Source organism: Homoserinimonas sp. OAct 916 (genome assembly GCF_003260275.1).
In the GTDB taxonomy this organism is placed as follows: domain Bacteria; phylum Actinomycetota; class Actinomycetes; order Actinomycetales; family Microbacteriaceae; genus OACT-916.
The window spans coordinates 70,501-96,886 of the sequence record NZ_QJHB01000003.1; the positions used below are offsets into that span (position 1 = coordinate 70,501).

Genomic DNA, 26,386 nt, shown 5'->3' on the forward strand with positions numbered 1-26,386 from the left:
AGCAATCGTGAGTGAGGAAAATCAATTGGCAATAACGGTAGTCAAGCGCAACGGCCAGCGTGAGCCATACGATGCGAACAAGATCAACCTCGCGATCGAAGACGCGGCCTCCGGTCTGGGCGACTCGGTGTCCTGGGTGACGCAGATCGCCACCGAGCTCGAGATCACGCTGTTCGACGGCATCACCACCCAGCAGCTCGACGAGGCCGTCATCCAGGTGGCGCTGCAGAACGTCAAGGATGACCCGGCCTTCGACACGGTCGCGGCGCGCCTCTTGCTCAAGACCATCTACAAGCGGGTGCTCGGCGACTACGGCGACGCCGACGAACTGCTCAGCCTGCACCGCAGCCACTTCGCCCCCTACATCCACCGCGGGGTGGAGGAGGGCCTGCTCGACCACCGCTTCACCGAGATGTTTGACCTCGACCGGCTGGCCGAGCAGCTCACCCCGGTCAACGACGAACTGCTGAAGTACATCGGCGTGGTCACTCTGAACAACCGCTACGGGATCAAGGGGCGCAACGGCGATGCCCTCGAGGTGCCGCAGTACTTCTGGATGCGCATCGCCATGGGACTCACCCTGAATGAGGCCGACCCCACCAGCCGGGCCATCGAGTTCTACGAGAAGATGAGCTGCCTCGACTACCTGGCGGCCGGCTCCACCCTGGTCAACGCGGGCACCAGCTACCCGCAGCTGTCCAACTGCTTCGTGATGGAGATGCAGGATGACATCGAGCACATCGCCAAGTCGACTCGCGACGTGATGTGGCTGACCAAGGGAACCGGCGGAATCGGACTCTCGGTCACCAAGCTGCGCGCCCAGGGCTCGCCGATCCGCTCGAACAACACCACCTCCACCGGCCCGATCCCGTTCATGCACACCATCGACTCGGTGCTTCGGGCGGTCAGCCGCGGGGGCAAGAAGTTCGGGGCGCTCTGCTTCTACATGGAGAACTGGCACATGGACTTCCCGGAGTTCCTCGACCTGCGCCAGAACTCCGGCGATCCGTACCGCCGCACCCGCACCGCGAACACCGCGGTCTGGATCAGCGACGAGTTCATGAAGCGCGTGCACACCGACGATGACTGGTACCTGTTCGACCCGCTCGAGGTCGCCGACCTCAACGAGCTGTACGGCCAGGAGTTCTCCACCCGCTACGCCGAATATGTCGCCAAGGCCGAGGCCGGCCAGATGAACATGTTCAAGAAGATGAAGGCGCGCGAGCAGTTCAAAGCGATCCTGATGTCCTTGCAGACCACCAGCCACCCGTGGCTGACCTGGAAGGACACCATCAACAACCGTGCGCTGAACAACAACACCGGAACCATCCACCTCTCCAACCTGTGCACCGAGATCACGCTGCCGCAGGACCGCGACAACGTGTCGGTCTGCAACCTCGCCTCGATCAACCTCACCCGGCACCTCAAAGACGGCGCCTTCGACTGGGAGCAGATGGAGCAGAGCGCGCGCCTCGCGGTGCGCCAGCTGGACAACCTGATCGACATCACCAAATCGTCGGTGCCGGAGAGCGAATTCTCGAACGAGCAGAACCGGGCGATCGGTTTGGGCGTGATGGGCTTCACCGATGTCACCGAGAAGCTCGGCTTCTCGTACGAGTCGGAGGAGGCCTACGACCTCATCGACGAGATCATGGAGCACGTGTCGTACGCGGCAATCGACGAGAGCGCGAACCTCGCCCAGGAGCGTGGCGCCTACCCGAACTTCCCCGGCTCCGGCTGGTCCGAGGGCATGGTCCCACTCGACACCATCGCACGCGCCGAGGCCGACCGCGGCCTGCCGATCCAGGTGAACCGCACCACCCGGCTCGACTGGGATGCCCTGCGAGAGAAGGTCAAGGGCGGCATGCGCAACGCCACGCTGATGGCAATCGCGCCGACGGCGTCGATCGGTCTCGTCGCCGGCACCACCCCCGGGCTCGACCCGCAGTTCACCCAGATCTTCAGCCGTTCCACCTCGTCGGGCAAATTCCTCGAGGTGAACCGCAACCTGGTCGACAAGCTCCGGGAGGCGGGGCTCTGGGAGCGAGTTCGCGAGTCGATCCTGCGCAGCCAGGGCGACATCCAGACCATCGCTGAGATCCCCGACGAGATCAAGGCGACCTTCAAGACGAGCTTCCAGCTGTCGCCGTACGCATTCCTCGAGGTGGCGGCCAGGGCACAGAAGTGGATTGACCAGGCGATCAGCCGCAACATGTACCTCGAGACCCGTGACCTCGGCGACATGATGGACATCTACTACGGCGCGTGGGAGCGCGGGGTGAAGACCACCTATTACCTGCACTCCAAGCCCCGGCACCAGGCCGAGCAGTCCACCGTGCGGGTCAACAAGACCGAGGACATCGCCGAAGCCGCAAAGGCGACCGTGGGCGCCGGAGCCGTATCGGCGGGTGCCACGACTGCGTCCGCTCCGGCCCGCCGCGGTTTCGGCGGCCTGAGCCCGAAGGCCAACTGAGCCCGGCGGGCCCAGGACACCGCTGATGAACGCACCGATCAGGGATGCACCGAATGTGAATTCGCCGATGCCGAACCACGACGGGTTTGACGCCTATCATGTTCCGGCCGACCCGATGGATGAGTTGCAGTGCGACTCCTGCCAGTGACCGAGACTCATGACACCGCAAAACGCGAGAAGCAACTGCAGAACGAAGGAGAGATGACATGGCGATTCTAGGAACCGGCGTACAGGAGGGGCTTTTGCTCAAGCCGGTGAAATACCAGTGGGCCATGGACCTCTACGACCAGGCGGTCGCGAACACCTGGTTCCCGAATGAGATCCAGCTCGACCAGGACATCTCCGACTTCAAGAGGATGACCGACGAGGAGCGTCACGCGATCACGTTCCTGATGAGCTACTTCAACCCGAACGAGCTGCTGGTGAACAAGGCCCTGGCCTTCGGCGTCTACCCGTACATCAACGCGGCGGAGTGCCACCTGTACCTGGCCAAGCAGATGTGGGAGGAAGCCAACCACTGCATGAGCTTCGAGTACGTGCTCGAGACGTTCCCGATCGACCGTGCCGCAGCATACGACTCGCACATCACCGTGCCATCGATGGTTCGCAAGGAGGAGTTCCAGGTCAAATACATCCGCCGCATGACCGAACAGACCCTCGACATCACCACGACCGAGGGCAAGAAAGACTTCGTGCGCAACCTCGTCGCGTACAACATCATCCTCGAGGGCATCTGGTTCTACTCCGGCTTCATGGTTGCGCTCAGCTTTCGCCAGCGCAACCTGCTGCGCAACTTCGGTTCGTTGATCGACTGGATCGTGCGCGACGAGTCGTTGCATCTGAAGTTCGGAATCAACCTGATCATGACCGTGCTCGACGAGAACCCGGAGCTGCAGACCGAGGAGTTCGCGGCCGAGATCAAACAGATGATCCTCGACGGCGTCGAGATGGAGGAGCAGTACAACAAAGATCTGCTGCCTGGCGGCATCCTCGGGTTGAATGCGACCTATATCAACCAGTACGTCAAGTACCTTGCCGACCGTCGCCTCGAAGAACTCGGCTTCGAACCCGAATACAAGGTGTCGAACCCAGCCAAGTGGATGGCAACCGCCAACGACACCTATGAGCTGGTCAACTTCTTCGAGTCGACCAACACGTCGTACGAGGCCAACGCGAAGGCCACAGTCGGACAGAAGAGCCACTAGCACCTCGGCCCATGCGCGCGCCACCGATCACGTCGGGGGTGCGCGCAGCTGCGTCTGGGCGCGCGGTCGAGTCCTACGCGGTTATGAAATCGGTATGGAGACGTTCGCGGAGACCTTCCCGTGTTGCTATAGGCTCTCAAATGCGAGCGCTGTCGGTCGAAATCTTCGTGAGCCCTCGTGAACGCATTCCGATTCATATCAAGAAATGAGACTTAACGACTATGCGCAAACGTTTTGCGATCACAGCGGTTGCCATTGCGGCTTCTGCAGCACTGCTGCTCACCGGCTGTGTCAACAACGAGTCACCGTCCGCCACGGATCAGCCTGGTTCCAGCAAACCGGCGGCAACGACGGTCGACGAGGCCGCAGCTGCCCTGGTTCCCGCCGCGATCAAGGATTCCGGTGTCTTCATCATGGGTGTAGACGCGACCTACCCGCCGAATGCCTACAAGGACGACGCGGGGGCCCCCATTGGCTGGGAGATCGACCTCGGCAACGTACTGGCAGCGAAGCTTGGTCTGAAGCCGGAATGGAAATTGGCCGCCTTCGACAACATCATCCCCAGTGTCACCGGCGGAACGATGGATGCGGGCGTTTCCTCGTTCACCGACAACGTGGAGCGCGAGAAGCAGGTCGATTTCGTCAACTACTACACGGCGGGCATTCTGTGGGCGAGCCAGGCGGGCAAGACGGTCAACCCGGATGACGCCTGTGGCCTCACCGTCTCGGTGCAGTCCACCACGGTGGAAGACACCGAAGAGCTGCCGGCGAAGAACGACGCGTGCCTCGCAGCGGGCAAGCCGGGGATCAACAAGCTCAAGTTCGACTCACAGGACCTCGCGACCCTCGCCGTCATCGACGGTCGCGCCGACGCCATGACCGGCGACTCGCCGATCACGGAGTACGCGGTGAGCAAGTCCGACGGCAAGCTCCAGGTCGCAGGGAAGTCGTTCGACGTCGCCCCCTACGGCGTTGCGGTGAACAAGGGATCTGAGCTGGCCAAGGCCGTGCAGGCCGCATTCCAGTCGATGGTCGACGACGGCAGCTACCTGGCGATCCTCAATGACTGGGGCGTCGCCAGCGGCGCGCTGACCGACATCACGATCAACGCGGCGTCGAAGGGCTGATCCCAATGGCGTCCGCAGGCCACACCGACCGGGCGGCACAGGCCACTGTGCCGCCCGGCGGCGGGGACGATGCTCCACTGATCCGAGCGATTCCCCTCCGGCACCCATGGCGTAACACGTTCGCCGTGATCGTGTTGCTGCTGTTCGCGGGCTTCCTCTACGATGCATTCTTCCTGCGCACCGAGTACCACTGGGATCAGTTCGGAAAGTACTTGTTCGATGCGCGGGTCTCGCAAGCCGCGATGAACACCCTGATCATCACCGTGCTCTCCATGGTGTCGGCGATTGTGCTGGGCGTGATTCTCGCGGTGATGCGGTTGTCGCCGAACCCGGTCTTCAAATCGATTTCCTGGGTCTACCTGTGGGTGTTCCGAGGGACACCGGTGTATGTGCAGCTGGTGTTCTGGGGGTTGCTGTTCACCCTGTACAAGTCGTTTCGGGTCGGCCTGCCGTTCCAGACGCCCTGGGTGGATATACCTTTCAGTTTCAGTATCGACGTGTTCTGGCTGGCCGTTATCGGATTGGCGTTGAACGAGGCCTCCTACATGGCCGAGATCGTACGAGCCGGTATCCTTTCGGTCGACCGCGGCCAGGAGGAAGCGGCTACGGCCCTCGGGATGAGCTGGTCCCAGACCATGCGGCGCATCGTGATCCCACAGTCAATGCGCATCATCATCCCCCCGACGGGCAACGAGGTGATCTCGATGCTCAAGACCACATCGCTGGTGATCGCTGTTCCCTACAGTTTCGAGCTCTATGGCAGAACCAGGGACATTGCGGTGTCGATCTTCGATCCGATTCCGCTGCTGCTCGTCGCCTGTGCCTGGTACCTACTGTTCACCTCGATCCTGATGATCGGTCAGCACTTCCTGGAGAAGCGATTCGCCCGGGGCCTGACAATGACGGATATGACCAAGCCGGATGTGGTCGAACCACAAAGCAAGGCGGATCACGAATGACTCAATTCACTGAGCAACTGCCCGTTCAGAGCGAGGTGGCACCGGACATGGTCGTCGCCGAACGCGTCATGAAACAGTTCGGTTCGAACACCGTTCTCAAGAACATCTCACTCACCGTGAAACGCGGTGAGGTGATGTGTCTGGTCGGCCCCTCCGGTTCAGGAAAGTCGACATTTCTACGTCTTATCAACCACCTGGAGAAGTTGAACGCGGGCCGGCTGCTGGTCGACGGCGAGTTCGTCGGATACCGGGAGCGCGACGGCAAGCTCTACGAGCAGAAGCCGCGGGATGCGGCGGTCCAACGCCGTGAGATCGGAATGGTGTTCCAACGGTTCAACCTGTTCCCGCACATGACTGCTCTGGAGAACATCATCGAGGCGCCCATTCGGGTGAAGAACCAGCCTCGCAAGGAGGCGATCGCCCGGGCCAAGGTCTTGTTGGAACGGGTTGGCCTCGCAGAGAAGGCGAAAGCTTACCCGGGCCACCTCTCGGGCGGCCAGCAGCAGCGGGTCGCGATCGCCCGTGCCCTGGCGATGGACCCCAAACTGATGCTCTTCGACGAGCCCACCTCTGCACTTGACCCGGAGCTGGTCGGCGAGGTACTGGATGTGATGAAGGCGCTGGCCAAGAGCGGCATGACCATGATCGTGGTGACCCACGAGATGGGATTCGCCCGGGAAGTGGCTGACTCGCTGGTGTTCATGGACGGCGGCGTGGTGGTCGAAACCGGCGATCCGCGCGAGGTGCTCGCCAACCCGCAGCACGAGCGTACCCAGGCATTCCTGTCGAAGGTGCTCTGACGCCTTCTCCTGGCGGAGCGCACTATTTGGCGAGCACCTTCTGGATGCGCTGCAGAGAGACGCTTTCGGCGGTGCCGAGGTCTTGCGCGAACAGGCTCAGACGAAACTCCTCGAGCAGCCAGCGGGCGCGCACGATCTTGGCCGGTGAATCCTCGGCGAGGGGAAGTGTTCCGCCAGCCGCCCGGTAGCGTTCCGTCGCGGTCTGCACATCGTTCAGCCAGACCCGGTCGCGGCCGGGGTTCTCGGCCAGCTTGCCGACGCGCCGGCTGATCCCGGTCAGGTACACCGGCAGTCTGCGCAGTTGTTCCAGCCCCGTCGCGGAAATGAAACCCGGGTGGATCAGGGCGGCGATCTGTTCTTGGGCATCCGTGAGCGACGGCAACAGGTGCATGCTGGTGGTGGATCTGATCGCCTTCTGGGCATCGCGTGCCGCAGCCAGGGATCGACTGGCCAGCGAGACCACCTCAAACATCGAATCCATGAGAATGCCGGAGACCCGGTCGCGTGCGGTCTCGAACTCCTCACGCATGAAGATCATGCCGTCGGGCCTCTGGCGCCTGAGCCCCGCGTCCACCACCGCGAGAAGGCAGTCGTCGAACAAGGCCTGATTGCTCGGGTAGGGGCTCACCGCCAGAGTCAGCTTTTCGGCCTGACTGAGGTGCTGCTGCACATAGGCGACCGGTGACGGCGTCGTGAGCAGAAGAAGCCTGCGCACCCCGGCGGGCATGAGCCGGGCCTGATCCTCGGGGGTGCTCATCACCGTGATGTCGACGGAGGTCTTCTGGTCGACCAGCGCAGGGTAGCCGCGGATCACGTTCTGCACCTGTCCACGCCTATCCGGGCGGTTGTCGCCCTGGGGGGTGTCAACCGTGCGGGGCAGCTCGGCGAAGTCCCAGGTCGTAAGGCCCGTGCGCTCGACTGCGTTCGGAGTGCGGGCGGTGGCCTCTGCCACCGACTCCCGTGCCTCGACCGTGAGTCTGGCCTGGAGCTCGGTCAGATCCTTACCGCTGCCGATGACACGACCCCGGGCATCGGTCACCCGGAAGGTCATCCTCAGGTGCGGTGGGATCCGTTCCGTGTCGAAATCGCTGGCGACCACCAGCACCCCCGTCTGCCGGGTGATCGCTTGCGCGAGCACGGCGGTGAACCCCAGCCGCGGATCCGGGTCGCTCGGCAGCGTGTTCAGCAGGCGTTTGGCCCAGTCGGCGGCGGGCACGACATTGCGTCGGATCGCCTTCGGGAGCGCCTTGATCATCGCGGTGACCAGTTCCTCACGAAGCCCGGGCACCTGCCAATCGAATCCGCCCGATGACAACCTCGCCAACAGTGCCAGCGGCACCTCGACGGTGACGCCGTCGTCGTCGGCACCCGGTTCGAAGCGGTAGCTGACGCCCAGGCGCTGGTCGTTCTGCTGCCAACTGGCCGGAAACAGGTCGGCATCAGTGTCGGGAGCGTCGGCCGGCAGCAGGGTGTCAGCGCTCATGGTGAGCAGGCCGGGAGTCTCGGCCCGCGCTGCGCGCCACCAGGACTCGAATCCGCGGGTGGTGCAGACGTCTGGAGGTATGCGCTGGGCGTAGAAGTCGAAGACGGCTTCATCGTCGTAGAGGATGTCCCGGCGGCGGGTGCGCTCCTCCAACTCGGCCAGTTCACGCCGCAGACGGCGGTTTGCGGCGTCGAAGGCGCTCACGCGCCGGTCGAGGCGGTCGGTCTCCCACTCGCCGTCAACGAGGGCATGACGGATGAACAGTTCGCGTGCGTACTCCGGGTCGATGCGCGAGAACTGCACCCGTCGACCGGCAACGATCGGCACGCCGAACAGGGTGACTTTCTCGGTCACCACCGCCGCACCCTGCTTCTTCTCCCACCGTGGTTCGCCGTAACTGCGTTTCACGAGATCTCCGGCGATCGGTTCCGCCCAGGCCGGGTCGATGGCGGCGTTGGTGCGGGCAAACAACCGGCTGGTCTCCACCAGCTCGGCACTCATCAGCGCGGGCGGCGGCTTCTTCGCCAGCGTCGAGCCGGGGAAGATCACGAACCTGGACTGCCTCGCGCCGATGTAGTCGGCCCGCAGCCGCTTGCTGCGCGCTGACGCGCCGCCCTTTTTCCCAGCCTGCGACCCTGTGACGGGGCGAGTGTCCTTCAGCCCGATGTGGGAGAGCAGCCCCGCCAACAATGAACGGTGGATACCGTCGGGGTTGACCGACGGTTGCCCGATGGTGAGGCCGAGCGGTTTGGTCAGGCGGCGCAACTGCCGGTAGACGTCGTTCCACTCGCGCACCCGCAGATAGTTCAGATACTCGGCCTTGCACATCCGGCGGAACGCTGAGGAGGAGAGTTCTGCCTGTTTCTGCTCGAGATGGTTCCACAGGTTCAGCAGGGTCAGGAAGTCGCTGGTCACATCGGCAAACCTGGCGTGCGACTGGTCGGCCTGCGGCCGTTTTTCCAACGGCCGCTCCCGTGGGTCCTGGATGGTCAGCCCTGCGACGATCGCCATCACCTCGCGGCTCGTGCCGTACCGCTTCGATTCGATCACCATCCGGGCGAACCGCGGATCGATCGGCAGCAGTGCGAGATCGCGGCCCACCTTTGTCAGGCGCGGTGTCTCCGCACCCGTGCCGCCGGAGGTATCAGCCGGGCGCTTCGGTTTCAGCTCGAGTGCGCCGAGCTCGGCGAGCAGGTCGAGGCCATCTTTGATTCCGCGGCTGTCGGGTGGTTGCAAGAACGGAAATGCAGCCACATCGCCGAGGCCGAGTGAGATCATCTGCAGAATGACCGCGGCCAGGTTGGTGCGCAGGATCTCCGGTTCGGTGTACTCGTCTCGTGCGGCGAAATCATCTTCGGAGTAGAGCCTGATGGCGATTCCGTCGCTGGTGCGCCCGCTGCGGCCCGAGCGCTGGTTGGCGGAGGCCTGGGAGATCGCCTCGATCGGCAGCCGCTGCACCTTCGAGCGCACACTGTAGCGGGAGATGCGCGCGGTTCCGGCGTCAATCACATATTTGATTCCCGGCACCGTCAGGCTGGTCTCCGCGACGTTGGTGGCCAGCACGATTCGGCGGTTGGCGCCGGAAGCCTTGGACGGCTGGAACACCCGGTGCTGGTCGGCTGAGGACAGCCTGCCATAGAGGGGAAGCACTTCGGTGCGCGGGCTCATGGCGCCGGAAGAGACACGGGCGGTGATCGCGTCCTGGGCATCCCGGATCTCGTTCTCGCCGGAGAGGAACACCAACACGTCGCCCGTGCCCTCGCGCGCCAACTCGTCCAGCGCCTGGGTGATCCCCTCGAGGTAGTCGCGGTCGTCGGCAACCGGGCCATCATCGTCTTCTGACAATTCTCGGACCAACGGGCGGTAGCGGATCTCGACCGGGTAGGTGCGGCCGGAGACCTCCACGATGGGTGCGTCGCCGAAGTGCCGGGAGAAGCTCTGCGGATCGATCGTGGCACTGGTGATGATCACTTTGAGATCGGGCCGCTTCGGTAGCAGCTGTTTCAGATAGCCGAGCAAGAAGTCGATGTTCAGGCTGCGCTCGTGCGCCTCATCAATGATGATCGTGTCGTATTTTTTCAGGCTGCGGTCGCGGTGGATCTCATTCAGCAGGATGCCGTCGGTCATCAGTTTGATCTTGGTGTGCTGGCCCACCCGATCGGTGAACCGCACCTGGTAGCCAACCGTCTCGCCGACCGCTTCACCGAGTTCCTCGGCGATGCGCTCGGCGATGGTGCGTGCGGCGATCCGGCGCGGCTGCGTGTGCCCGATGCTGGTGCGACCGAGCTCGAGGCAGATCTTGGGCAGCTGCGTGGTCTTTCCCGATCCGGTCTCACCGGCCAGGATGATGACCTGATTGTCGGCGATGGCACGCGCGATGTCATTTTTGCGCTGGCTGACCGGCAGCTCAGGCGGAAAGTGGATGACGGGAATCGACGCGGACATAGCCCTCCATCTTAAGCGTGAATGGGCCTGTCGCGGGCCAACGGCCGGTGGGTACACTGCGGTTCAACGGGGGCCAGGCAGGTCGACGACATTCGGAGGATCCACAGTGCCTAAAGAAGCAATGCCCGAAGCAGCACCCGCCGAGACGGGTTTCGCGACCATGAGCGTCGCCGCGATCCTGGCCGAGACCGCGGCCCGGATGCCCGATCGGATCGCCGTGATCGTCGGCGACCAGCAGATCAGCTACGCCGAGCTGTGGGCCGAGGCTCGAGGCTATGCCGGCGCGTTGAAGGCTCGCGGGGTGGGCGAGGGAACACCGGTTGCGATGTTGATCCCGAATGTTGCCGATTTTCCGCGCGTGTACTTTGCGGTGCTCTCACTCGGCGGAATCGTGGTGCCGATCCACTCCCTGCTGAAGGCGGAGGAGATCGACTACGTGTTGCAAGACAGCGGCTCCCAACTTTTGGTGTGTGCCGCGCCCCTGCTGCAGGAAGGGACGAAGGGTGCGACGCTCGCCGGAGTCGACGTACTGTCGGTTCTGCTGCCCGAAGCATCCGATTCTCTGCCGCCGAGGCTCGAGGATGAGGCCCGCGCCGCCGAGCCAACTCTCGGCTACCGGCCGCGCAGCCCGTTCGACACCGCCACCATCCTCTACACCAGTGGCACCACCGGCAAGCCGAAAGGCGCAGAAGGTTGCCACCTTGCCCTGATCGAGCAGGTCAATGTGATGCTGTTGAACACGCTCGACCTGACGTCGGACGACAAGATCCTGGGTTGTTTACCGCTGTTCCACACTTTCGGACAAACGGTCGCGATGAACCTGGCATTCCGGGCGGGAGCGACAGTGGTGCTCATGCCCAGATTCGATGGTGACACCGCGCTCACGATCATGAACGAGCAGCAGATCAGCATCTTCATCGGTGTGCCCACCATGTACATGGCGCTCCTGGCCGCCGCCGACCAGAACGCCGAGAGGCCTCCGCTCAGATACGGGTGTTCGGGTGGTTCTGCGATTCCGGTCGCCGTGATCGAGAAGTTCCGCCAGGTGTTCAACGCGGAGATCCACGAGGGCTACGGGTTGACCGAGACCAGCCCGGTCGCCACCTTCAACCATGTCGGGGTACCGCCGCGGCCCGGCACGGTCGGCCAGCCGATCTGGGGTGTCGAGGTCGCGATCGCCGCCCCGGAGCCGGTCGATCGCATCGAGTTGCTGCCGACAGGGGAGCTCGGCGAGATCCTCATCCGGGGGCACCTCTTGTTCAAGGGATATCTGCACAGGCCGGAAGCGACCGCGGAGGCAATGGTCGACGGCTGGCTGCGCACCGGCGACCTGGGCACCAAGGATGCCGACGGCTACGTCACGATCGTCGACCGTACCAAGGACATGATCTTGCGCAACGGCTACAGCGTCTATCCGCGCGAGGTTGAAGAGGTGCTGTCGAGGCATGATGCTGTTGCACAGGTCGCCGTGTTCGGCCTGGCCGACGAGATGCACGGCCAGGAGATCATGGCCGCAGTGATTCTGGCGGCCGGGGCGGAAGCGACTCCGGAGGAACTCATTGGTTTCGCCGAGGAGCACATGGCCGCCTACAAGTTTCCGAGACGTATCGAGATCGTCACCGAGTTTCCGATCGGGCCGAGTGGCAAAGTGCTGAAACGTGAATTGGTGGCCCGCTACCAGAATGCGTGACCGGCGAAAAGCCCCCTGCCTCTCTTAGGATGGATTCACAGCCCGCTGCGCGGGGGATTCACTTGTGAAAGGCACCTTCGATGTCAGTTCCCACCGTCACCCTCAACGACGGCCACACCATCCCGCAACTGGGTTTCGGTGTGTTCAAGGTTGACCCGGCCGAGACGACGCGCATCGTCACCGACGCCCTGGAGGTCGGATACCGCCACATCGACACTGCGGCCATCTACGGCAATGAGGAGGGCGTGGGGCGTGCGATCGCCTCGTCGGGCATCGGCCGCGACGACCTCTTCGTGACCACCAAACTCTGGAATGACAAGCACAGCACCGCCGATGCCTTCGACGCGTTCGACGAAAGCCTGGAAAAGCTCGGCCTCGACTTTGTCGACCTGTACCTGATCCACTGGCCGTCGGCGGCGAATGACCGTTACGTCGAGGCCTGGAAGGCATTGGAGAAGATCCGTGAATCCGGCCGGGCCCGCTCGATCGGGGTGTCGAACTTTCTCGTGCCACACCTGACGAGGCTGCTGGCCGAGACCGACATCGTTCCGGTCGTCGACCAGATCGAGTTGCACCCGGCACTGCAACAGCCGGAGACAACGGCGTTCGCCCGCGAGCGGGGGATCCAGATCGAGGCGTGGGGGCCGCTTGGGCAGGGCAAGTACCCGTTGTTCGAGGAGGAAGCGGTCACAGCGGCCGCACAGGCGCACGGCAAGTCACCGGCGCAGACGGTCATCCGCTGGCACCTGCAGATGGGCAACATCCTGTTCCCGAAGTCGAACAACCGCACTCGTATGGCCGAGAACTTCGATGTGTTCGACTTTGCGTTGACCACCGAAGAGGTCGATGCCATCTCTGCCCTTGAGCGTGATGGGCGGGTCGGTACCCATCCCGACGAGGTGAACTGAGACCCGCAGTACTTCAACCACTGCAGTACGTCAACAACTGCAGTGCGTTGATTACTGCAGTGCGCTGAATCTTCTGACCCCGCGGCCCGTCCTCGGCCTAGGCTCGGAGCATGGACAACCAACTGGCGACCGCGATCAGCCCGTACCTGCGCTCTCACGCCGACAACCCGGTGGCGTGGCGACAATGGGGGCCGGAACCATTTGCCGAGGCGGCGACCCGCGACGTTCCTGTGTTGGTCTCGATCGGCTATTCCACCTGCCACTGGTGCCACGTCATGGCCAGGGAATCGTTCAGCAACCCGGCACTGGCCGCGTATCTGAACGAACACTTCGTCGCCATCAAAGTCGACCGGGAGGAGCACCCCGAAGTCGACACCAGCTATCTTGCGGCGGCCAGCGCGTTCACCCCGAGCCTGGGTTGGCCGTTGAACGTGTTCGTCACCCCTGAGGGCGCGACGTTCTATGCCGGAACCTACTTCGCCCCGGAGCCGGCCGCGGGTAGGCCCTCATTCCGGCAGGTGCTTGAGGCAGTGACCGACGCCTGGACAAACCGTCGCGAGCAGGTCAACAGGTCGGCGGCCCAGGTCCGAGAGGCCGTGGCCAGCCTCGGCCAGAGTGGCGCTGACGTGGACGTGCTCCCGGCGTCCGAGGCGTTCGACCAGGTTGTCGGATTGCTGGAACGGGCTGAAGACACGACCCACGGTGGGTTCGGCGGGGCACCCAAGTTTCCGATGGTTCCGGTGCTTGAATTCCTGCTCAACACCCACGGCGCCGGGTTCGCACTGGCCACCCGGACGTTGCGAATGATCGGGGCGTCGCCGTTGCGAGATCCGGTCGAGGGCGGATTCTTTCGTTACGCGGTGAAAGCCGATTGGAGCGAACCGCACTACGAACGCATGCTCTACGACAACGCCCTCCTACTTCAGGCATATACCGTGGCCTGGTTGCGGGACGGTGGCGCACCCCAGTGGGCGGCGTCGATCGCCGAGGGGATCGCCGGGTTCTTGCTCACCGTCATGCAACTGGACGGTGGCGGGTTCGCTTCGGCTCAGGATTCGGAGAGCATGGTCGACGGAGAGCGGGTCGAGGGCCGCTACTACCGGCTCGACCGCGAGGCCCGAGCAGGTCAGGTGCCGCCGGCGCGTGACGAGAAGGTGCTCACGGGCTGGAACGGCCTGGCCATCGGCGCACTCGCAGAGGCCGGATTCGTGTTCGGCCGCCGTGATTGGGTCGATGCAGCCCGGCACGCAGCAGACTTCCTGCTGGCCGAGCATGTGCGTGCGGACGGCACATTGGTGCGAGCCTCCGTCGGTTCCCGGGTTTCCACCGCCCGGGCGACCCTCGAGGACTACGGAATGTTCGCCGGTGGGCTGGTCGAGCTGGCGAGAGTCACCGGTGAAGTGCGCTACGCACTGGCTGCACGTACGCTGGTCGACTCGTCGCTGGCAACCGCAACGACAGCCGATGGGACGGGGTTCGGCACACCGGGCGGACCCGACCCGGTCCTTGAGGGCCAGGGGCTCTCGGTGCGTACAGATCCGTCAGAGGGTACCCATCCGTCGGGGCAGACCGCGATGGCCCGCGCCGCCTGGCGACTGTACCTCGTGACCGCAGACGACCGCTATCTCACGGCGGCCACCCGCGCCATGCGGATGACCGCGCTGACGGCACTCGGGCAGCCCAGCTCCTACGGTTCCTCGTTGGCGTTGATGGTCGAGCTGACCCAGCCGGAGCAACTCGTGGTCGTCACCGCCGATGACGCGTCGAACGACGAAGACCTCATGATCGAGACGGCGCGCCGCCATGCACGCGGGTTGGTGGCCCAGGTCACCGAGTCGCAGGCGACAGCCTGGGCGAAAGCGGGATTCGAACTGTTCGACGGGCGGGTCGCACAGGACGGCCGCACCACGGCCTACCTGTGCCAGGAGTTCGCCTGCCGCCTGCCGACGACAGATCCGTCAGAACTTGTCGATCAGGCGGGGCAACCGACGGGCCGCTGAGACCGGCCGGCAGTCCCAGCTGGCATGGTCTCAGCCGGCATGGTCTCAGCCGGCATGGTCTTAGCCCCCGCAGACTCAACACTCGATGACGTTGACGGCCAGCCCGCCTTCACTGGTCTCCTTGTACTTTTGTGACATGTCGATGCCGGTCTGGCGCATCGTCTCGATCACCGTGTCGAGCGAGACGAGATGGGTGCCGTCGCCGTGCAGGGCCAGCCGTGCGGCACTGACCGCCGTGGACGCCGCGATTGCATTGCGCTCGATGCAGGGCACCTGCACCAACCCGCCGACCGGGTCACACGTCAGACCGAGGTGATGTTCCATAGCGATCTCGGCGGCATTCTCCACCTGGTGCGGATTGCCGCCGAGCACCGCACACAGGCCGGCTGCCGCCATCGAACACGCCGAGCCGACTTCGGCCTGACAGCCACCTTCGGCTCCCGAGATCGACGCATTCGACTTGAACAGTGATCCGATCGCGTTAGCAGTCAACAGGTATTCCCGAATGCCGGCAGCCGACGCATTCGGCACGAACTTCAGGTAATAGTGCCCGACCGCGGGGATGATGCCGGCGGCCCCGTTCGTCGGTGCGGTCACCACCCGGCCGCCCGACGCGTTCTCCTCGTTCACAGCGAGGGCGAACGCGTGCAGCCATTCGGTGGAGGTGTCGCGGTCGGCGGCGTCACCGAGGGCTTCCAGTCGACTGCGCACCGTCGCCGCGCGACGCACCACTTCGAGCCCACCCGGAAGGATGCCGTTGGCGTACAGCCCGGCATGCACACAGTCCGCCATCGCCGCCCAGATCAGGTCGAGTCGTGCATTCAGCACGTCTTCGCCGTGCAGGGCGATCTCGTTGGCGCGTGCCACGTCGCCGATTGAAACGTCGTGTGTCTCACAGAGAGCGAGAAGCGTCTCGGAACTGTCGAAGGGCATCGGGTGCCCGGCCGACGAGAACGGCGTCGGGGTGTCGCCGTCGCGGCGAATGAAGCCGCCGCCGATCGAATAGTACGTCTCTTCGAGTAGCGGCAGGGGTCCCGGGTCGCCGAACGCGCGGAGCGTTAACGCGTTGGCGTGGCCCGGCAGGCGGGTGCGTGGCTCGAAGCTTACGTCGTCACGCTCGAAGGCCAGACGCTTCTCGCCGGCCAGCATTATCGTGCCGGATACCCACGAACCACGAACCCGTTCCGGAGCGCACTCCTCCGGGGTGAGCCCGGTGAGGCCGGCCACGATCGCATCGGGGGTGCCGTGACCGATCCCGGTGGAACCGAGGGAGCCGTAGAGGGAACAGTTGACGCCCGTGACCCCGTCAAGAAGGCCCTGGTCACGCAAGCGCAGCGCAAAGTCACGAGCCGCCCGCATGGGACCGACGGTGTGCGAGCTGGAGGGGCCGATGCCGATGGAGAACAAGTCGAAGACGGAGACGTAGGCGGTCATAATTTTTCAGCTTACGTGAACAGCTGGCTGACTGTTCCGCGCTCGTTTGGCGCATCGTTGTTCAAGGGACAGGGATGGGAGGGGCCCGTGGGTGCGGGTACGATCGCTCGATATACAGCAGAAACGGTCGATCAGGGGCGATCACCCGCCAGGGTTCATCGACGCGCAGGGTTCGTCGACGAGCAGGGTTCGTCGACAAGCAGGGTGGGGCAGAAGAGTGGCGACAGGAGGCACAGCCGATGAGTCGGATGTTGGAAATCGGCGTCGACCACGAGACGGCGAGCGTCTCGGCGTATCGGAGTGATCCACCGTCTGGAACACCGGTTGCCGGTGGGCTCATCGTCGTGCACGAGATCTGGGGTCTGGTCGATCACACCAAACGTGTCGCCGACCGATTTGCTGACGAGGGCTATCGGGTGCTCGCCCCCAACCTGATGCCAGACGGCGCCCCAGACGAGGGTGAGATCACCCAGTTGCAGGACGCCATGTTCGACGCCGATGAGCGCGTTCGCACTGCAATCCAACCCAGGTTGCGCGAACTGTTCACCCCGGCGAATGCGCCGGATTTCGCCGCCCAAGCTCTCGGCAGGCTAGGGACCGCCTTCGACTTTCTTCTCGAGCAGCCCGGTGTCTGTGGACGGGTTGCGATTGTCGGATTCTGCTTCGGCGGCACGCAGGCTTTCAGCCTCGCGGTGAACGAGCCGCGTCTTGTGGCCGCCGTACCGTTCTACGGCCACGCCGACTACTCGGAAGATCAGTTGCGGGCCATCCGCTGCCCGATCCTGGCCTTCTACGGTGACCAGGACAGCCGACTCATGGAGGCGTTGCCCGGGTTGACCCGGTCGATGACAGCCGCCGCCGTTGATTTTCGCCCTCAGGTGTACGCGGATTGCGGGCACGCATTCTTCAACGACACCAGTCGATTCGCGTACCGAGCAGATGCTGCCGCATCGGCGTGGCGGATGACGCTGGACTTTCTGGCCGACCTCATGTCAATCCATCCCGAAGTCGCAGGTGAACCCGGCGGCTGAGTCTCGCCTCGGGGACGGGCGTCACCGGCGGCCGGTGAATTCGTCCATTGAGCTGTAAACCTTGAACACGCGGCCGGCGAGGACATCCCAGACGCGGGTCGGCAGGACGCCTTTCAGCGCGCGCCCGAATCCAACCGTCCACGGTTTCATGAGCATGGGTCTCCCGTGGAGCATGGCCTTCCACGCCGCGGCCACCGCATTCTCCGGCGTCATGATCGGCGTGAGAAGCGGCCCGCGCACGCCTTGGAACATGCCGGTGCTGATGTAGCTCGGTGCGAACGTCGTCACCTTCACATTGCCGTGGCCGGCCTTCTCCAGTTCGAGCCTCAACGAATCGCTCCACCCGGTCATCGCCCATTTCGACGCCGCGTACACGCTCATGCGGGGGTTCGACAGTGTGCCGGCGGCGGAAGAGACGTTGAGGATGCGGCACTCACCCATCTTCGCAATCATGCCGGGCAGCAATTGCCGAGACAGGTGCATGGCCGCCAACGTGTTCACCCGCATCGTCGCTTCGATGTCGCGTACCGGATCGTGTTCCCAGAAGAAGCTGCTGCGCACGATGCCCGCGTTGTTGATGAGCACATCGGGGGCACCGATGTCCTCTCGGATGCGGGCGGCCACGGTCGCGATCTCTTGCTGCGACGAGAGGTCGAGTGTGTAGGTCAGGACGGATTGAGCAGTACCGAGTGCGGTGAGCTCTGTCGCGGTCTGAGCGAGGGCATCGGCGTTCACGTCGAGCAGAACCACTGCTGCTGCACCCTCGGCGACGGCGCGTTCGGCATACAGTCGGCCCATACCCATGGCGGCACCCGTGATGACAACGGTGAGACCCGCGACGGAATCGAGAGCCACATTCTTTCTCATGACGATGAGCTGTCGTCGTCGGCGGGCAATGGGTTCGCCGCCAGAGACTCGGTGCTGATCAGTACGACGACCGAGTCTGGGCCGAGACCGAGCGCCAGTCGCCGTGAGTCGTCGCCGACGAGCGCCCTGAGCCCGGCAAGGCTCGCCGCCCCGCACGGTCCGGATGAGATGCCGAAGGTGGCGAGCTGCCTGGAGGCAGACACCGCCTCGTCGTCGGTGACGCCAATGGTGGCATCTGCCCCGTCTCGCAGGGCAGGCCAGGCAATCGACGACGGGGTGCCGCAGTTGAGGCCGGCCATCCTGGTCGGTGTCGACGTGTCGACCGAGACGATCTCACCTGCGTCTCTGGACAGGGTCACGCACGCAGCCGTCACGGGCTCCACGCCCAGAACGCCTGGGTGCCATCGCGAGCGGCCGCGGTAGTGTTCGATGGCCGACTGCAGCAGCGAGCCGACGCCGGTGGGCACAACGACCAGGTCGAACGTCATCGCGCCGAGTTCGGTGAGCTGGGCATCCGCCTCGGTGAAAAGGGTGGAATAGCCGTCGACGATCCACTGTGGAACGTCTTCGTAGCCGGGCCACGACGTGTCCTGAACCAGGAGTTCGTCAGCGCGGCCGGCCGTTGATTCAGCGGCGAGGCGCACCACGTCGTCGTAGATGCTGTCTGATTCGATGAGTTCGGCACCCTCGGCGGTGATGCCGTTGCGGGCGGCGTCGCTGAGGCCACCGGGGATGTAGACCCGGGAGGAGAGCCCGAGCCACGACGCCACCCGGGCCACGGCGCGGCCGTGGTTGCCGTCGGTTGCCGTCACCAGGGTGAGCCCCCGGTGCTCGGCCACGGCCGCCCGCAGATCGTCGAATGAAGCGGGTACCCGGGGAAGCGCCAGCCGGGAGGTCACGGTACGGGCGATGGCCCAGGAGGCGCCCAGCGCCTTGAACGCGGGCAACCCGAAGCGATCGGACTCGTCTTTCACCAACACCCGGCCGATCCCGAGTGTGGCGGCGACGCCGTCGAGTTCGACAAGGTCGCTTGCGCGATAGCCATTCATTGAACGGTGGAACGTGCCGGGGTCATCGATGGTGGTGCCGGCCCGCCAGCTGCGGGCAGAGGGGTTGACGTGCCAGGGACGAGTGGAGAGTGAACTAGCCATATGCGACAGTCTCCCAAACCTTTGTCACTCGTGCGCGGCGGACCGTCAGATTTCGCTCGATAGGAGTTGGGTTCAAGTGGCATGATGGAGCGATGGTGACACAGGCGGACACGATTGTCGTCGGAGGCGGCGCAATGGGGTCTGCGGCCACGTGGCAACTGGCGGCCAGGGGTCGTGCAGTGATCATGCTGGAAAGGTTCGAGAGCGGGCACGACCAGGGCGCCTCGCACGGCAGTACCCGCAATTTCAACGTCGGCTACACCGATCCGGCCTATATCGACATGCTGATCGAGGCCCAACGGCTGTGGCGGGAGTTGGAGACGGAGTCGGAGACGACCCTGCTGGAAGTCACCGGCATCGTCAATCACGGTGCCAACCCGCACTACGGGCAGATGCTGGATGCGTTGACCCGGGCGGGCATGCCGGCGGAGTTTCTTCCGCCCGAGGAGGCCCAGCGCCGATGGCCAGGCATCCGGTTCGACACCCGGGTGCTCTACACCCCCGAGGCCGGGCGGTTGAACGCGGCCGAGGCGCTGGCAGTATTGCACCAGGCAGCCTGCTCTCGCGGGGCGCACCTTCGCTTCAACACCCAGGCCACACGCCTCGAGGTGATCGACGACGACCTCGTGCGAATCACCACGGCCGATGAGGTCTTCGAGGCCACCCGTGTGATCGTCACGGTTGGGGCCTGGACCAGAAAGTTGATCGGTTCCAGGCTCGACCTGCCCAGACTGATCGTCACCCAGGAGCAGCCGGCGCATTTCGCGGCCCGCGACGCTGGCCATACCTGGCCGGGATTCAACCACGTGCCCACTGCAGGAGACCCGGACTACGACTACTGGTACTCCCCGATCTACGGCATGCACAGCCCCGGCGAGGGAATCAAAGCCGGCTGGCACGGGGTCGGGCCAGTGGTCGATCCAGACACGCGCAGCTTCACGGCCGAGCCGGCCCAACTGCGCGCGTTGCAGCGCTATGTGCGCGAGTGGCTGCCCGGAGCGGACCCGGAGCGGTACGAAGACCTGAGTTGCACCTATACGACCGCGCCGGACTCCAACTTCGTGTTGCGTTCCGAAGGACCGATCACCGTCGGCGCCGGGTTCGCCGGGCATGGGTTCAAGTTCACGCCCGCGATCGGTCGTATTCTGGCCGACCTGTCTGACGGCAGTAAACCCGCACCGGAACTCACCCTGTCGCCGTGGCCCTAGTCCGAACCAGGCGTGTGGACAGCTGAATGATCTGCGCCCGACCTCACATTTTCGCGCGCTGGCACGTCTTCCCAAGTGATGATGAAAACACCGTTTGATGTGATCGTGGCGCAGCATGCCGCAACTGTGTGGCGTGTGTGCCGGGCCGTGCTGGGCGTTCACACCGACGCAGACGACGCCTGGTCAGAGACATTCCTGTCGGCGTTGCAGGCATGGCCGAACCTGCCGGAGGATGCCAACGTCGAAGCCTGGCTGGTGACCATCGCTCGCCGGAAGGCGATTGATGTCATCCGGTTCAGGAAGAGGCACGCGATCACTGTGGACGAGTTGCCCGAAAGGCACTCCCCACACGGAATCCCCGGTCGGGTCGACCTCGACCTGTGGGCGGCGATCGCGGCGCTCCCCGAGAAGCAACGCAACGTCGTCGCGTACCACCACCTGGCCGGTATCCCATACACGCAGGTGGCCGAAATCATCGGTGGCACCGTCGAGGCGGCGCGCAGGGCCGGATCTGATGCCATCCGGAGCCTCCGCGGAACCATTCAGCCCGGTGCCATTCAACCCGGTGCCATTCAGCCCGGTGCCATTCAACCCCGTGTCATCCAACCCGAAGACGACTCGAAAGGATCCGCACTGTGAACGACAGCATCCTGAACGACAGCATCCTGAACCACGGCATCTCGAACCACGGCATCTCAAATCACAGCACCCCGAGCCAGGACAGCGGCGAGACCGAGCGCAACACACTGCTTCGATTGACTGCCCCGACGGCGGCGGAGATCGGGGCCCTGCGCAACCGGTTGGCCCTGGCTGCCGATCGCGAGGGCATCCTCGACGTGGCTTACACGACCGTCGACACCCCGGTGGGCCCGTTGCTGCTGGCCGCGACCGAACGGGGGCTCGTGCGGGTGGCATTCGAACGAGAGGGTCATGACCAGGTGTTGCAGCAACTTGCGGCCAAGGTCAGCCCGCGAATCGTGCGGGCCCCGCAACGGTTGGATGCGGCCGCACGGCAGATCACCGAATATTTCGCAGGTTCGCGCACCAAATTCGACCTCGGGCTGGACTTTGCATTATCGGGCGGGTTCCGAGAGCAGGTTCAGCGCCACCTGACCCAGATCGGCTACGGGCACACCGAGTCATACAGGGACGTCGCCCGAATCGTCGGCAACCCCCGCGCCGTGCGCGCGGTCGGAACGGCCTGCGCCACCAACCCCCTCCCTGTCGTGGTGCCCTGCCACCGGGTGCTGCGCGCCGATGGTGGCTTGGGCGGCTACATCGGCGGCCTGGCCGCGAAGACGTCGCTGCTCGCGCTGGAATCGGCCACGGTGGCCGGCTGACCATCGTCTCCTGGTCAACACCGCTTGGTCAGTGCCGGCAGTGCAGCGCTGCGTGAATCAGCGCTCGTGAATCAGCGCTGCGTTATCAATGCCACGTGGGGAGCCAGATGTGCAACTGCCAGAACCACAGGGGCGTCTGGATGCCGGTCCACAGCGGGAAGAAGAACGCGCTGACCAGAAGTGCCATGCCGAGGTAGATCCCCACCACCCGGATTCCGCTGAGGCGCCGCTCGACGGGATCGTCCGGTCTGCCGAGGATCACACCGATCACAAACACCAACCCGAGAATCAGGTAGGGCTCGAATGCGATTGTGTAGAACTGGAAAACCGTGCGGTGCAGGTACAACATCCACGGGGCGTACCCGGCCACCACGCCGGCCAGGATCAGACCCACCTGCCATTCGCGGCGGCGCACCAACCGGTACACCAGATAGACCAGCGCCGCAGTGGCCGCCCACCAGATCAGCGGGTTTGCCAACTCGGTGATCGCCTCTGAACAATTGGGGAACGCGCACCCGTCCACCCCTTGGAGGTTGCCACGGTAGAACATGCTGGTCGGCCGGATCATCAACAGCCAGGTCAGCGGGTTGGCCTGGTAGGCATGGGGATCGTTCACCCCGACGTGGTAGTTGTACATGCTCGCCTGGTAGTGCCAGAGGCTCTGGAACCAGCGTGGCACCCAGGTGAGCACGCCGGTCCACGCGTTCCCGGGCTCATCGGCCCACTGGCGGTAGTAGCCGCCGGCGGTCACGATCCAGCCGGTCCATGCGACCAGATACGTCAACAACGCCGCCGGCACCATCAGCAGGAAGGTGGCCGGGGCCTGCTTGAGCACGGCACCGCTGGCCCAGAAGCCGATCCCGGCCCGGCGCCGGGCGAGGGCATCCACCACTACCACGTAGACGGCGAAGACGGCCAGAAAATACAGCCCCGACCATTTCACAGCACTGGTTGCGCCGAACAGGATTCCGGCGGCGAGCAGCCAGGGCCGCCACCAGAGCATCGGTCCCCAACCCGGGTCCTTCCCCGTTTCGCTGCGCGCCACAAGCCACGCGGTCAACCGGTTCCGGTGCCAGCCGCGATCCAGCAGCACCGCCCCGAAACCGAGCAGCGCGAGAAACATGACCATGTTGTCGAGCAGGGCGACCCGGCTCATCACGATCGCGTTCCCGTCAATGGCCATCAGGAAACCGGCGATCGTGGCCAACAGGGTCGAATGCAGTAGGGCGCGGGCGACCAGGGTGAGCAGGAAGACCGCGAGGATGCCGACGACGGCGACGCTGATTCGCCAGCCGGTCGCATCCTGGGCGCCGAAGACAGCCAGCCCGAGTGCGATGATCCACTTACCGAGTGGCGGATGCGCGACAAATGAGCCGTCGTCTGAAAAGCCATTGACGCTACCGGCATTGAACTTGGTGTCGGCGTCATTCGGCCAGACCGCCTCGTAGCCCAGATGCAGGGTGGTCCACGCGTCTTTGACGTAGTAGGTCTCGTCGAAGACCAACGAATGCGGCTGGCCCAGGTTCCACAAGCGTAGAACGGCGGCCAGCAGAGTGACCGCTATCGGGCCGCCCCAGTACCAGAGTCGCAACCGGCCGGGGGTGCGCAGGGTGTGTGCCCACCACGCGTCGAGCCGGGTGAGCGTGGCCGCGTGTCGCGGGGCAGGGGTGGTCTCGGACACCTGACCATGTTACCCAAGCGGTTTATGCCCAGACGGCAACCAGTTCACCTGGTTCGAGAAGTGGTGACGACTGGTGCGGACAGCAGCGGCGCCGGATGCGAGACTGGGCAGGTGATCATCCTCGCCGCGACCCCCATCGGAAACCTGAAGGATGCCTCGATGCGGCTCATCGAGGCATTGGGGGAGGCGACGGTGATCGCCGCCGAGGACACCCGGGTGACAGTGCACCTGTTACGGGCGCTCGGACTCGAGAACCGGCCGAGGCTGATCGCACTGCACGATCACAATGAGCGCCGGGTCTCAGCCGAACTGGTCGAACTGGCGCGCACCGAGGACGTACTGGTGCTCAGCGACGCGGGAATGCCCACCGTCTCCGACCCCGGCTTCCACCTGGTCGACCAGGCCGCCAAGGCTGGTGTGGGCGTGACGGTGCTGCCCGGGCCGTCCGCGGTGATCACAGCACTTGCCGTATCCGGGCTGCCCACCGACCGGTTCACCTTCGAGGGGTTCGTGCCGAGAAAACACGGCGAGCGGATGACCCGGCTGGCCTCTCTCGCCGGGGAGCAGCGCACCATGGTCTTCTTCGAGTCGCCGAACCGGCTGGCCGCGGCGCTGGTCGACATGGCCGAGGTATTCGGTGGCGAACGCCGAGCGGTGGTGTGCCGGGAGCTGACCAAGATGTTCGAAGAGGTGAAGCGCGGCACTGTCGCGGAACTGGCCGAGTGGGCGGCTGCGGGGGTGCGCGGTGAGATCTGTGTGGTGGTGGCCGGCGCCGATGAGGTGCAGGTCGACGTGGCCGAAGGATTGCGCCAGGTCAAGGCGCTGGTCGCGCACGGCATGAGGTTGAAAGATGCCGCCGGCCAGGTGTCGGGAGAGACCGGCCTCGGCAAGCGCGAGCTCTACCAGGCGTCCCTCGCCGCCCGCGATCCAGCCTGACTGCGTCACCGAAATGGTGAATTTGCACGCGCCATTTAGGATGGGAGTCATGGCTAACGGCTCCTCCTTCTTCGTGACCACCCCGATCTTCTACGTCAACGACGTTCCCCACATCGGGCACGCCTATACCGAGGTGGCGGCTGACGTGCTCGCGCGGTGGCACCGGCAGGCCGGCGACGACACGTGGTTACTGACTGGAACCGACGAACACGGCCAGAAGATCCTGCGCACGGCGACCCAACACAACACCACGCCGAAGGAATGGGCAGACCGCTTGGTGGAGACGGCCTGGCTGCCGTTGCTGGGCACCCTGAACATTTCGAACGACGACTTCATCCGCACCACCGAACCGCGGCACGAGGTGAGCACTCAGAAGTTCCTCACCCAGCTGCGTGACGCCGGCTACATCTACGAGGGCGAGTACGAGGGCGCCTACTGTGTCGGTTGTGAGGAGTACAAGCACGACGCCGACCTCGTGGACGGCACCGGGGACTACGTCGGCCTGATGGTCTGCGCCATCCACTCCAAGCCGGTCGAGTTGCTGCACGAGAAGAATTACTTCTTTCGGATGAGCGACTTTCAGCAGCAGTTGATCGACCTGTACGAGCAGAACCCGCTTTTCGTGCAGCCGGAGGCGGCGCGCAACGAAGTGATGGCGTTCGTGCGGCGCGGGCTCGACGACCTGTCCATCTCGCGTTCCAGCTTCGACTGGGGGATCAAGGTGCCGTGGGACGACAGCCACGTCGTCTACGTCTGGTTCGAGGCTCTGTTGAACTACATCACCGCCACCGGGTACGGTCAGGATGAGGAACTGTTCGCCAGGCGCTGGCCGGCCACCCACCTTGTCGGCCGCGACATTCTGAGGTTCCACGCGGTGATCTGGCCCGCGATGCTCATGGCTGCAGGTCTGCCGGTTCCGAAACAGGTGTTCGGGCACGGCTGGCTCCTGGTCGGCGGCGAGAAGATGTCGAAGTCGAAGCTCACCGGAATCGCCCCGACCGAGATCACCGACACGTTCGGCTCCGACGCGTTTCGCTACTACTTCATGAGGGCCATCGGTTTCGGCCATGACGGCTCGTTCAGCTGGGAGGACCTGTCTGCCCGCTACCAGGCGGAGCTGGCCAACGGCTTCGGCAACCTGGCATCGCGCACCCTCGCCATGGTCACCAAGTACTTCGGCGGCGCGGTTCCCGCCCCAGCCGGCTATTCCGACGCCGACCTGGCCATTCAAGCGGTGGTCAGTGCGGCCGCGACGCAGGCCGACGCAGCGATCGAGAGATTGGCGATCCACGAGGCCATCCACGCCATCTGGACCATCGTGGAAGAGCTGAACGGCTACATCACCCTGCAGGAGCCGTGGGCGCTGGCCAAGGATGAGGCCAATCGGGCCCGGCTGGGAACCGTGTTGTACACCGCCGCCGAGGGCTTGCGTGCGCTCGCCGTGCTGCTCTCCCCGGTCATGCCGCTGGCGTGTGGCCGGCTATGGACCGCCCTCGGTGTCGAGGCGAGGCTCGGAACTCTCACGGCGCAAAGGATCCGCGAGGCCGGGCAGTGGGGCCAACTCCCGGTCGGCACCGTGGTCGGTGCGCTGGAGTCGCTGTTCCCGCGCATCGAGCAGGCGCCTGGGGCCTGATCGTGAGAAACACAG

The 26,386-nt window shown here is 64.5% G+C and carries 20 protein-coding genes; 15 read left to right on the plus strand and 5 right to left on the minus strand.

The window, feature by feature from the left end:
• Positions 1 to 25: 25 nt before the first annotated feature.
• The 6 genes from DL891_RS04205 to DL891_RS04230 all read left to right on the plus strand — a co-directional run bounded on the left by DL891_RS04205 (position 26) and on the right by DL891_RS04230 (position 6,564).
• The gene (locus DL891_RS04205; protein ID WP_111719182.1) at positions 26 to 2,473 is read left to right on the plus strand and encodes a ribonucleoside-diphosphate reductase subunit alpha; all 2,448 of its coding nucleotides are present in this window, start codon (positions 26 to 28) and stop codon (positions 2,471 to 2,473) included.
• 25 nt (positions 2,474 to 2,498) lie between these two features.
• A complete protein-coding gene (locus DL891_RS17670) occupies positions 2,499 to 2,621 on the plus strand; it encodes a hypothetical protein (protein WP_255563070.1) in 123 nt (40 codons plus the stop codon).
• Positions 2,622 to 2,679: 58 nt separating this feature from the next.
• Positions 2,680 to 3,678, plus strand: a complete 999-nt coding sequence (locus tag DL891_RS04215) for a ribonucleotide-diphosphate reductase subunit beta (RefSeq protein WP_111719183.1) — start codon at positions 2,680 to 2,682, stop codon at positions 3,676 to 3,678.
• A 221-nt stretch (positions 3,679 to 3,899) separates the two neighbouring features.
• The gene (locus tag DL891_RS04220; RefSeq protein ID WP_111719184.1) at positions 3,900 to 4,805 is read left to right on the plus strand and encodes an ABC transporter substrate-binding protein; all 906 of its coding nucleotides are present in this window, start codon (positions 3,900 to 3,902) and stop codon (positions 4,803 to 4,805) included.
• 5 nt (positions 4,806 to 4,810) lie between these two features.
• Positions 4,811 to 5,764 (plus strand): amino acid ABC transporter permease, encoded by a 954-nt coding sequence (locus tag DL891_RS04225; protein WP_111719185.1) that lies wholly within the window; start codon positions 4,811 to 4,813, stop codon positions 5,762 to 5,764.
• Positions 5,765 to 5,811: 47 nt separating this feature from the next.
• Positions 5,812 to 6,564: an amino acid ABC transporter ATP-binding protein gene (locus DL891_RS04230; RefSeq protein ID WP_111719367.1), complete on the plus strand. Its 753-nt coding sequence runs from the start codon at positions 5,812 to 5,814 to the stop codon at positions 6,562 to 6,564.
• 22 nt (positions 6,565 to 6,586) lie between these two features.
• On the opposite strand, the gene hrpA is transcribed toward DL891_RS04230, so the two are convergent.
• Positions 6,587 to 10,549, minus strand: coding sequence for an ATP-dependent RNA helicase HrpA (gene hrpA / locus DL891_RS04235; RefSeq protein WP_255563071.1), 3,963 nt, complete (start codon positions 10,547 to 10,549; stop codon positions 6,587 to 6,589).
• A 64-nt stretch (positions 10,550 to 10,613) separates the two neighbouring features.
• Between hrpA and DL891_RS04240 the strand changes: the two genes are divergently transcribed.
• The 3 genes from DL891_RS04240 to DL891_RS04250 all read left to right on the plus strand — a co-directional run bounded on the left by DL891_RS04240 (position 10,614) and on the right by DL891_RS04250 (position 15,090).
• Positions 10,614 to 12,182, plus strand: a complete 1,569-nt coding sequence (locus DL891_RS04240; protein WP_111719187.1) for a long-chain fatty acid--CoA ligase — start codon at positions 10,614 to 10,616, stop codon at positions 12,180 to 12,182.
• Between the two features lie 80 nt (positions 12,183 to 12,262).
• Positions 12,263 to 13,090: an aldo/keto reductase gene (locus tag DL891_RS04245; protein ID WP_111719188.1), complete on the plus strand. Its 828-nt coding sequence runs from the start codon at positions 12,263 to 12,265 to the stop codon at positions 13,088 to 13,090.
• A 110-nt stretch (positions 13,091 to 13,200) separates the two neighbouring features.
• The gene (locus DL891_RS04250; RefSeq protein WP_111719189.1) at positions 13,201 to 15,090 is read left to right on the plus strand and encodes a thioredoxin domain-containing protein; all 1,890 of its coding nucleotides are present in this window, start codon (positions 13,201 to 13,203) and stop codon (positions 15,088 to 15,090) included.
• Positions 15,091 to 15,165: 75 nt separating this feature from the next.
• On the opposite strand, the gene DL891_RS04255 is transcribed toward DL891_RS04250, so the two are convergent.
• Positions 15,166 to 16,524, minus strand: a complete 1,359-nt coding sequence (locus DL891_RS04255) for an L-serine ammonia-lyase (RefSeq protein ID WP_111719190.1) — start codon at positions 16,522 to 16,524, stop codon at positions 15,166 to 15,168.
• A 239-nt stretch (positions 16,525 to 16,763) separates the two neighbouring features.
• Between DL891_RS04255 and DL891_RS04260 the strand changes: the two genes are divergently transcribed.
• The gene (locus DL891_RS04260) at positions 16,764 to 17,555 is read left to right on the plus strand and encodes a dienelactone hydrolase family protein (RefSeq protein ID WP_111719191.1); all 792 of its coding nucleotides are present in this window, start codon (positions 16,764 to 16,766) and stop codon (positions 17,553 to 17,555) included.
• 21 nt (positions 17,556 to 17,576) lie between these two features.
• On the opposite strand, the gene DL891_RS04265 is transcribed toward DL891_RS04260, so the two are convergent.
• Both DL891_RS04265 and DL891_RS04270 read right to left on the minus strand, forming a co-directional pair.
• On the minus strand, positions 17,577 to 18,422 hold the full coding sequence (locus DL891_RS04265) for an SDR family NAD(P)-dependent oxidoreductase (protein WP_111719192.1): 846 nt from the start codon (positions 18,420 to 18,422) through the stop codon (positions 17,577 to 17,579).
• A complete protein-coding gene (locus DL891_RS04270) occupies positions 18,419 to 19,573 on the minus strand; it encodes a diaminopropionate ammonia-lyase (RefSeq protein ID WP_111719193.1) in 1,155 nt (384 codons plus the stop codon). The genes DL891_RS04265 and DL891_RS04270 overlap by 4 nt, the downstream gene beginning before the upstream one ends.
• Before the next feature lie 92 nt (positions 19,574 to 19,665).
• Here DL891_RS04270 and DL891_RS04275 point away from each other — a divergent pair, with 92 nt between their 5' ends.
• From DL891_RS04275 to DL891_RS04285, 3 genes are all read left to right on the plus strand, one after another.
• Positions 19,666 to 20,781 carry an FAD-dependent oxidoreductase gene (locus tag DL891_RS04275; protein WP_111719194.1) on the plus strand — a complete coding sequence of 372 codons (1,116 nt, stop codon included), beginning with the start codon at positions 19,666 to 19,668 and terminating at the stop codon, positions 20,779 to 20,781.
• An 81-nt stretch (positions 20,782 to 20,862) separates the two neighbouring features.
• The gene (locus DL891_RS04280; RefSeq protein ID WP_111719195.1) at positions 20,863 to 21,420 is read left to right on the plus strand and encodes an RNA polymerase sigma factor; all 558 of its coding nucleotides are present in this window, start codon (positions 20,863 to 20,865) and stop codon (positions 21,418 to 21,420) included.
• A gap of 116 nt (positions 21,421 to 21,536) precedes the next feature.
• The gene (locus tag DL891_RS04285) at positions 21,537 to 22,121 is read left to right on the plus strand and encodes a methylated-DNA--[protein]-cysteine S-methyltransferase (RefSeq protein WP_232819015.1); all 585 of its coding nucleotides are present in this window, start codon (positions 21,537 to 21,539) and stop codon (positions 22,119 to 22,121) included.
• Between the two features lie 85 nt (positions 22,122 to 22,206).
• Here DL891_RS04285 and DL891_RS04290 read toward each other — a convergent pair whose 3' ends face one another.
• Positions 22,207 to 23,802, minus strand: coding sequence for a dolichyl-phosphate-mannose--protein mannosyltransferase (locus DL891_RS04290; protein ID WP_111719196.1), 1,596 nt, complete (start codon positions 23,800 to 23,802; stop codon positions 22,207 to 22,209).
• Between the two features lie 111 nt (positions 23,803 to 23,913).
• Here DL891_RS04290 and rsmI point away from each other — a divergent pair, with 111 nt between their 5' ends.
• A complete protein-coding gene (gene rsmI / locus DL891_RS04295) occupies positions 23,914 to 24,738 on the plus strand; it encodes a 16S rRNA (cytidine(1402)-2'-O)-methyltransferase (RefSeq protein WP_111719369.1) in 825 nt (274 codons plus the stop codon).
• 49 nt (positions 24,739 to 24,787) lie between these two features.
• The gene (gene metG, locus DL891_RS04300) at positions 24,788 to 26,371 is read left to right on the plus strand and encodes a methionine--tRNA ligase (protein ID WP_111719370.1); all 1,584 of its coding nucleotides are present in this window, start codon (positions 24,788 to 24,790) and stop codon (positions 26,369 to 26,371) included.
• Positions 26,372 to 26,386: the final 15 nt, after the last annotated feature.